Source organism: Citrobacter sp. UYEF32, from assembly GCF_040546205.1.
GTDB classification, from domain to species: Bacteria; Pseudomonadota; Gammaproteobacteria; order Enterobacterales; family Enterobacteriaceae; genus Phytobacter; species Phytobacter diazotrophicus.
Window position 1 is genome coordinate 423047 of record NZ_JBEPNI010000006.1, and the last position, 7401, is coordinate 430447.

At 53.0% G+C, this 7401-nt stretch carries 6 protein-coding genes; 1 reads left to right on the plus strand and 5 read right to left on the minus strand.

Going from position 1 to position 7401, the window contains the following annotated elements; translation table 11 throughout:
• Positions 1-147: 147 nt before the first annotated feature.
• From aceK to metA, 4 genes are all read right to left on the minus strand, one after another.
• Positions 148-1911, minus strand: a complete 1764-nt coding sequence (gene aceK, locus ABIB59_RS19445) for a bifunctional isocitrate dehydrogenase kinase/phosphatase (protein WP_222557104.1) — start codon at positions 1909-1911, stop codon at positions 148-150.
• A gap of 126 nt (positions 1912-2037) precedes the next feature.
• Positions 2038-3342, minus strand: a complete 1305-nt coding sequence (gene aceA, locus ABIB59_RS19450) for an isocitrate lyase (protein WP_103245891.1) — start codon at positions 3340-3342, stop codon at positions 2038-2040.
• A 156-nt stretch (positions 3343-3498) separates the two neighbouring features.
• The gene (gene aceB, locus ABIB59_RS19455; RefSeq protein ID WP_039076764.1) at positions 3499-5100 is read right to left on the minus strand and encodes a malate synthase A; all 1602 of its coding nucleotides are present in this window, start codon (positions 5098-5100) and stop codon (positions 3499-3501) included.
• A gap of 268 nt (positions 5101-5368) precedes the next feature.
• Positions 5369-6298: a homoserine O-acetyltransferase MetA gene (metA, locus tag ABIB59_RS19460; RefSeq protein WP_039076763.1), complete on the minus strand. Its 930-nt coding sequence runs from the start codon at positions 6296-6298 to the stop codon at positions 5369-5371.
• A gap of 155 nt (positions 6299-6453) precedes the next feature.
• Here metA and ABIB59_RS19465 point away from each other — a divergent pair, with 155 nt between their 5' ends.
• Positions 6454-6894, plus strand: a complete 441-nt coding sequence (locus ABIB59_RS19465) for an acetyltransferase (protein ID WP_108702204.1) — start codon at positions 6454-6456, stop codon at positions 6892-6894.
• A 3-nt stretch (positions 6895-6897) separates the two neighbouring features.
• Here ABIB59_RS19465 and ABIB59_RS19470 read toward each other — a convergent pair whose 3' ends face one another.
• Positions 6898-7281 carry a YjaA family stress response protein gene (locus ABIB59_RS19470; protein WP_071194382.1) on the minus strand — a complete coding sequence of 128 codons (384 nt, stop codon included), beginning with the start codon at positions 7279-7281 and terminating at the stop codon, positions 6898-6900.
• Positions 7282-7401: the final 120 nt, after the last annotated feature.

Sequence of the window (7401 nt, forward strand, 5' to 3'; positions counted from 1 at the left end):
GGCTTGAATGGCCAGTATGGACATATTAGAAAGAAGAGACGCATATCACCAGAGAATTCCTCCGCCAGACTTAGCGCAATGCTATCTGTACGCCCGCAATACGATGCAAGAGTACTGCGGCAATAAAAGTCATACAAACAGACAGCGTCATGACTGGAAAGCCGCTCGCAATAAAGCGCTTTCAGATGTGCCGTAGCGCACGCAAAAGCGCTGGCGGCGACGGTAGGCGTAAACGTCTTCCACATGACCGTTTTTGATGCGTGCCTGCAGGCCTCGCCAGTAGTCGGCGCGCAGCAGATCGGCGTGCATCTCTTCAAATAACGGTCCAATGCGCGGGTCGGCGCACAACCAGTGGCGAAACTCCTCCGGGAAAACATCGCCCGGCGAGACGCTATACCAGGGTTCGGCACTCAGTTCATCTTCCGGGTAACGCGGCGGCGGAATATCACGGAAGTTGACCTCCGTCATATAACAGATCTCGTCATAATCGTAGAACACTACGCGCCCGTGACGGGTGACGCCAAAGTTTTTAAACAGCATATCGCCGGGAAAAATATTCGCCGCAGCGAGCTGGCGGATGGCGTTCCCGTACTCTTCCACCGCATCGCGCAACTGCGAACCATGTACCCGCTCGAACCAGAGATTAAGCGGCACCATGCGGCGCTCAATATAGAGATGACTGATGGAGATGCGATCCCCAAGGTCGGTGATTTTCTGCGGCGCCTCCTGGAGCAATAGCGCCATTAACGCCGGGTCAATCTGGCGCTTTTCCAGAACGAAGTGTTCAAACTCTTGTGTATCTGCCATACGCCCGACGCGATCATGTTCCTTCACCAGTTGATAGCAGGCGCGCACATGCGCCGCGCTCATCTCTTTTTGCGGCGGGAATTTATCTTTGATGACCTTAAAGACCCTGTCGAAGCCCGGCAGCGTGAAGACCAGCATCACCATGCCGCGAATGCCCGGCGCCTCAACAAACTGCTCGTCCGAGGCATAAATATAATTCAGGTATTCGCGATAGCTTTCCGTTTTACCGTGCTTCTGGCAGCCAATAGCCATGTAGAGTTCAGCGGTAGTTTTACCCGGCAGAATCTCCCTTAACCACTCGATGGTGGCTGCGGGTAACGGGGCATACACCATAAAATAGGAGCGGGCGAAGCCGAACACGATACTGGCCTCCGAATGCGAGGTCAGACAGGTATCGACAAACAGCTCGCCTTCGTCCGTACGATGAATCGGCAGCAGGAAGGGAAGCGTACCCGCAGGGGTGATCAATTTGCCCACTAACCACGCCGCTTTATTACGGTAAAACAGCTCGTTTGCGACCTGCAAATGGGACTGACGCAATGTATCGGCGCCAAACGTCTCTGTCAGGTGAGTAATGATATAACCGACATCGCGCGCTTTATCCTGCCAGGGCAGACGCAGCGGCAGATCGGTTAATACCTTGGTTAACAGGGATTCCCAGCCACGCTCAGGCCAAAAGTCCTTCGCCAGCGGGCGCGGAATGGTGCGAAAGCGCCGTTCCGGCTGAGAACTGAAAATAAACAGGCGCTCGGGGCTAAGCGAGCGGTGATCGAACAGGCGGCAGTAGACGGAGTTAAAAAAACTCTCAGCAATTTCGAAGCGCGGGTAGTCCGGTAACAGGTGGGTGTAATGCTCTTTCACCCGTAGCAGAAATTCGGCATCAGGCTGCTGACTGTCGGTGATGCAGCGTAGCTGCTCCACAACCAGCCCAACGTGGTGATCGTAAAGATGGATGCGCTGCTTCATCGCCTGCTGAACGGCGTGCCAGTCCGCCAGTTCGAAACGCTGTTGCGCGCCGGCAGTCACTTCCAGAAAGCGCCCGTATTGCGCATCAAAACCTTGCAGAATGGTTTGTGCAATCAGTAATTCCAGGCCACGTGACATCGCATCTTTCCCCTCACCCCGGCCTCTCCCTCCAGGGAGAGGGGAGAAAACATTATCCAGCCAACCCCGAAAACTGCACGGATCGATCCTCTCTCCCCTCAGGGGAGAGAGTTACGGTGAGAGGTGTCAGAACTGAGCTTCTTCCGTTGAGCCCGTTAACGCGGTAACAGAGGACGCCCCGCCCTGGATGATGGTGGTCACTTTATCGAAGTAGCCCGTGCCCACCTCCTGTTGGTGAGACACGAAGGTGTAGCCCTCTTTGGCGGCGGCAAACTCTGGCTGCTGCACTTTTTCCACATAGTGCCGCATCCCTTCACCCTGCGCATAGGCGTGTGCCAGGTCGAACATGTTGAACCACATGCTGTGAATGCCCGCCAGGGTAATAAACTGGTATTTGTAGCCCATCTCCGACAGTTGCTGCTGGAAACTGGCAATGGTTTTGTCGTCCAGATTTTTCTGCCAGTTGAATGACGGCGAGCAGTTATACGCCAGCAGCTTGCCAGGGAATTTCGCATGAATGGCATCCGCAAAGCGTTTCGCCAGCGCCAGATCGGGTGTTGAGGTTTCACACCACACCAGGTCGGCATACGGCGCATACGCCAGGCCACGGCTAATAGCCTGTTCGATCCCGGCGCGGGTACGATAGAACCCTTCGCTGGTACGCTCGCCGGTGATGAACTCGCTGTCATAAGGGTCGCAATCCGAGGTAATCAGGTCCGCAGCATCCGCATCGGTACGGGCAATCACCAGCGTGGGTACGCCCATGACATCTGCCGCCAGACGCGCAGCCACCAGTTTCTGAATCGCCTCTTGCGTCGGTACCAGCACTTTTCCGCCCATATGGCCGCATTTTTTCACCGAAGCCAGCTGATCTTCGAAGTGAACGGCCGCTGCACCGGCTTCAATCATCGATTTCATCAGTTCAAAGGCATTCAGTACGCCGCCAAAACCGGCTTCGGCATCCGCCACGATCGGCAGGAAATAATCGGTGTAACGCGGATCGTTCGGTTCAATACCCGCCGACCATTGGATCTGATCCGCGCGGCGGAAGGTGTTGTTGATCCGATCGACCACAGCCGGAACGGAGTTGGCCGGGTAGAGAGATTGATCCGGATACATACTGGAGGCCAGGTTCGCATCTGCCGCCACCTGCCAGCCCGACAGATAAATCGCTTCGATGCCCGCTTTTGCCTGTTGCAATGCCTGCCCGCCAGTCAGTGCGCCAAGGCTGTTGATATAGCCTTTTTTCGCCTCACCATGCAGCAGACGCCACATTTTCGCTGCGCCCATCTGCGCCAGCGTGCATTCCGGGTTCACCGAGCCACGTAATTTCACCACCTCTTCCGCGCTATAAGGACGCGTGATGCCTTCCCAGCGAGGGTTAGTCCATTCTTTTTTCAGTTCTTCTATTTGTTGGGTACGGGTTTTCATGTGCAGATGCTCCATATTCTCGTCCTGGCTTTCCAGGCGTTATTGGTGAAGGCAGTTTGGTCACGAGAAGCCGCGCAAAAACCGGAGCGTACTTAGCGTACGTGAGGGTTTTGAGCGCTGTCCGGGGCCAAAATGGCGAACAAAATAGCCTGGGCGCTAAGCCAGCAGGCGATAGCCTGGCAACGTCAGGAAGTCGATTAACTCATCAGAGGTGGTGATCTGCTCCATCAGGCGGGCAGCATCATCGAAACGTCCGCTACTAAAGCGGTGTTCGCCCAACTCTTCCTGAATCACCAGCATCTCTTCGGCCAGCATTTGACGGAACAGGGCCTTCGTGACCGGTTTGCCGTTGCTGAGCGTTTTCTCGTGATGGATCCACTGCCAGATTGAGGTACGCGAGATTTCAGCCGTTGCCGCATCTTCCATCAGACCGTAAATCGGTACACAGCCGTTGCCGGAGATCCACGCTTCGATGTACTGAACGGCCACGCGGATATTGGCGCGCATCCCCTCTTCTGTGCGTTCGCCATCGCAGGCCGCCAGTAGCTGATCTGCCGTGGTGGGGGCATCGCTCTCACGCGTAACCGCCAGTTGGTTTTTGTTTTCACCCAGTACCTCGTTAAAGACAGCCATGGCCGTATCCGCCAGGCCCGGATGCGCAATCCACGTACCGTCATGGCCGTTGTTGGCTTCCAGCAACTTGTCCGCTTTTACTTTATTGAGTACCTGGTTGTTGCGTTCAGCATCTTTACTGGGAATAAAGGCCGCCATGCCACCCATGGCGAACGCGCCACGGCGATGGCAGGTTTTAATCAGCAGCCGCGAATAGGCGCTCAGGAATGGTTTATCCATCGTTACCACCTGACGATCGGGTAGCACACGGTCCGGGTGGTTTTTCAATGTCTTGATATAGCTAAAGATGTAATCCCAACGGCCACAGTTCAGACCAACAATATGGTCACGCAGCGCATACAGGATTTCATCCATCTGGAAGACGGCAGGCAGCGTCTCGATCAGCAAGGTGGCCTTGATGGTGCCGCGCGGCAGGTCGAAGCGATCTTCGGCATAACAGAAGACTTCACTCCACCATGCCGCCTCCTGCCATGCCTGGGTCTTCGGCAGATAAAAGTAAGGACCGCTACCTTTTGCCAGCAACGCTTTATGGTTGTGGAAGAAATAGAGCGCAAAGTCGAAGAGGCTGCCAGGGATAGCTTCGCCGCGCCAGGTCACGTGTTTTTCTGGCAAATGCAAGCCACGGACGCGACAAATCAGTACCGCCGGATCGGGTTTGAGCTGGTAGATTTTCCCGGCCTCATTGGTGTAGCTGATGGTGCCATTCACCGCATCACGCAGGTTAATTTGCCCATCGATCACTTTATCCCAGTCCGGTGAAAGGGAGTCTTCGAAATCCGCCATGAAGACTTTCACGTTGGCATTGAGCGCATTGATCACCATTTTGCGTTCAACCGGCCCGGTGATCTCAACACGGCGATCCTGCAAATCTTCCGGGATACCGCGAATAGTCCAGTCACCCTCTCGAATGGAATTAGTTTCCGAAATAAAATCAGGCAGCTTGCCGTTGTCGATATCCTGCTGCTGTTGCATACGCGCAGCCAGTAGCTTATTGCGTTGTGGCGTAAAGCGTGTCACCAGCTCCGTAAGGAATTCGACCGCTTCCGGGGTCAGAATTTGCTTTTCCATTTCGCCATAAGGCTTGTTAAAAGCCAACTCACCTGTCGTCGTTGCCTGTTGTGTCATTGCGCTGCTCCTCATCATCGTTGATCCGCGTACACTCCCCAACGCGAACGAAAGATCGTTGTATGGTTTTCGTTCAGCACAATTAAGACTACTCATTTAATTTTCAAAATCAAAAACAATTTCCATTTTAATTTAAAAAACAACTTAACTATTTGATAACAATGAATTTAAAATTTAATTACTTGCTGGAGGGAATTTCAGGCATGAAAAAGGCACCCGAAGGTGCCTGAAATGGGGAGCTGAAACGCTTTAGGATCGTGCTGAAACGTTAATCAAGCGTTGGGTTCATATGGCTCAGGTCGAACGGCGTGATCTGGTACACGTAGTAGTTCAGCCAGTTGGTAAACAATAGATTTCCATGGCTACGCCATGTCGCATGTGGCTTGTTCCGGGGATCGTCGTTCGGGAAATAGTTATACGGGATTTCCGGTGACAGCCCGGCCTCAACATCACGGAAATACTCACCTGCCAGAGTATTAGCGTCGTACTCAGGATGGCCGGTAACAAAGGCGATACGCTTATCTTTGCTGGCGAACAGATAGGCATCGCCCTGATCGCTTTCAGCCAGGATTTCCAGGTCGGTATAGTCACGAATCAGTGCTGCCGGGAAATCGGCATAGCGTGAGTGCGGCGCGAGGAACGTATCATCAAAACCACGAGTCAGCAGAGCGTGTGGATGCAAAATGTGGTGCTCATAGACGCCGGACAGCTTTTCACTGCGGGTTTGCTTAGGAATACCGTAAAGGATATTCAGTGCGGCTTGTACCGCCCAACAGACAAACAACGTGGAGGTGACATGGTCTTTTGCCCACTCCAGTACCTGTTTGATCTGCGGCCAGTAGGCAACATCGTTAAATTCAACCAGACCCAATGGCGCACCGGTTACAATCAAGCCATCGAAGTTCTCTTCGCTGATTTCATCAAAGTTACAGTAGAAGTTGTTGAGGTGTTCCACTGGCGTGTTGCGTGATTCACGCGCGTCAATGCGCAGTAGCTTGATATCCACCTGCAGTGGCGAGTTGGAGAGTAACCGCAGAAATTGGTTCTCTGTCTCGATCTTCTTTGGCATCAGGTTGAGGATAAGTACCTTGAGCGGACGAATTTCCTGACCTGTAGCACGCGATGTCGTCATCACAAAGACGTTTTCATCACGCAAGAAATTGACGGCTGGTAGCTCGTCCTGCACCCGAATCGGCATAACTTATATCCTCACTGCATACGTTTAAACGTTTAGACATCCAGATAGCTGACAATACCCAGGAATAGGCGCGTTGTCGAGTCTGCATGTAGAAGGTGAGAAAGTTTCACGAAAGTGTTTGCGTTAGAATATAAGCGCGCATAACAGGAGACAATATGGTTATTAGTATTCGTCGTTCGCGACCTGAGGAAGGAGAGAGGCTGATCGCAATCTGGTGCCGCTCGGTCGATGCAACACATGATTTTTTGTCCAGAGATTATCGGGCAGAGCTGGAGGAGCAGGTGAGTGCATTTTTACCGACAGCGCCGCTTTGGGTTGCCGTCAATAAACAGGATGAACCCGTTGGGTTTATGCTACTCACCGATAAGCATATGGATGCACTGTTTATTGATCCTGACGTTCGCAGCAGCGGCGTAGGGAAACGACTGGTTGAACACGCCCTGCTGTTGGCCCCCAACTTAACGACCAACGTTAATGAGCAAAACGAGCAGGCCATTGGGTTCTACCTTAAGCTGGGATTTATGGTAACCGGACGAAGCGAAAAGGATGATTCCGGCAGGCCATATCCACTGCTGCATTTACGCTATCAACAGTAATGTTTACCGCTTCGCGATCAGCGCCATCACAGCGTCATCGCTCAGGGGTGTTGATTGCGCGTGCGTTATCAAGCGGCGATAACGCATTCGCGTCGCACCTGCGACGACTTCCTGCAGGATACGATCTTCGACCTGCGATAATCCGCCCTCGTTCATTTCCAGCGCGCTGATAACAATGTCAAAGCGGTCTGTGCGCAGCAGTTTCCTGAGCCATGAACGGGGTCGGATCTGTTCGATAAGGTCCCACAGAACTTTTTCGGCCTTGAAAAAATCAGCGATAAGCAGGCGTTGATTACTAAAGGCACCGCTTCCTGATACATCCTGCTTACGCTCAATGTTGCGAACGGTGATATGATTTTTGCGAACCTGGATATAAAGAACAGACATGAAAAATTCCTTTTATCATGCGAAGAAAACGCAAAAAGCCCATCCGTGAGGATGGGCTTTTTACTTGTTTGATGCCTGGCAGTTCCCTACTCTCACATGGGGAGACCCCACACTACCATC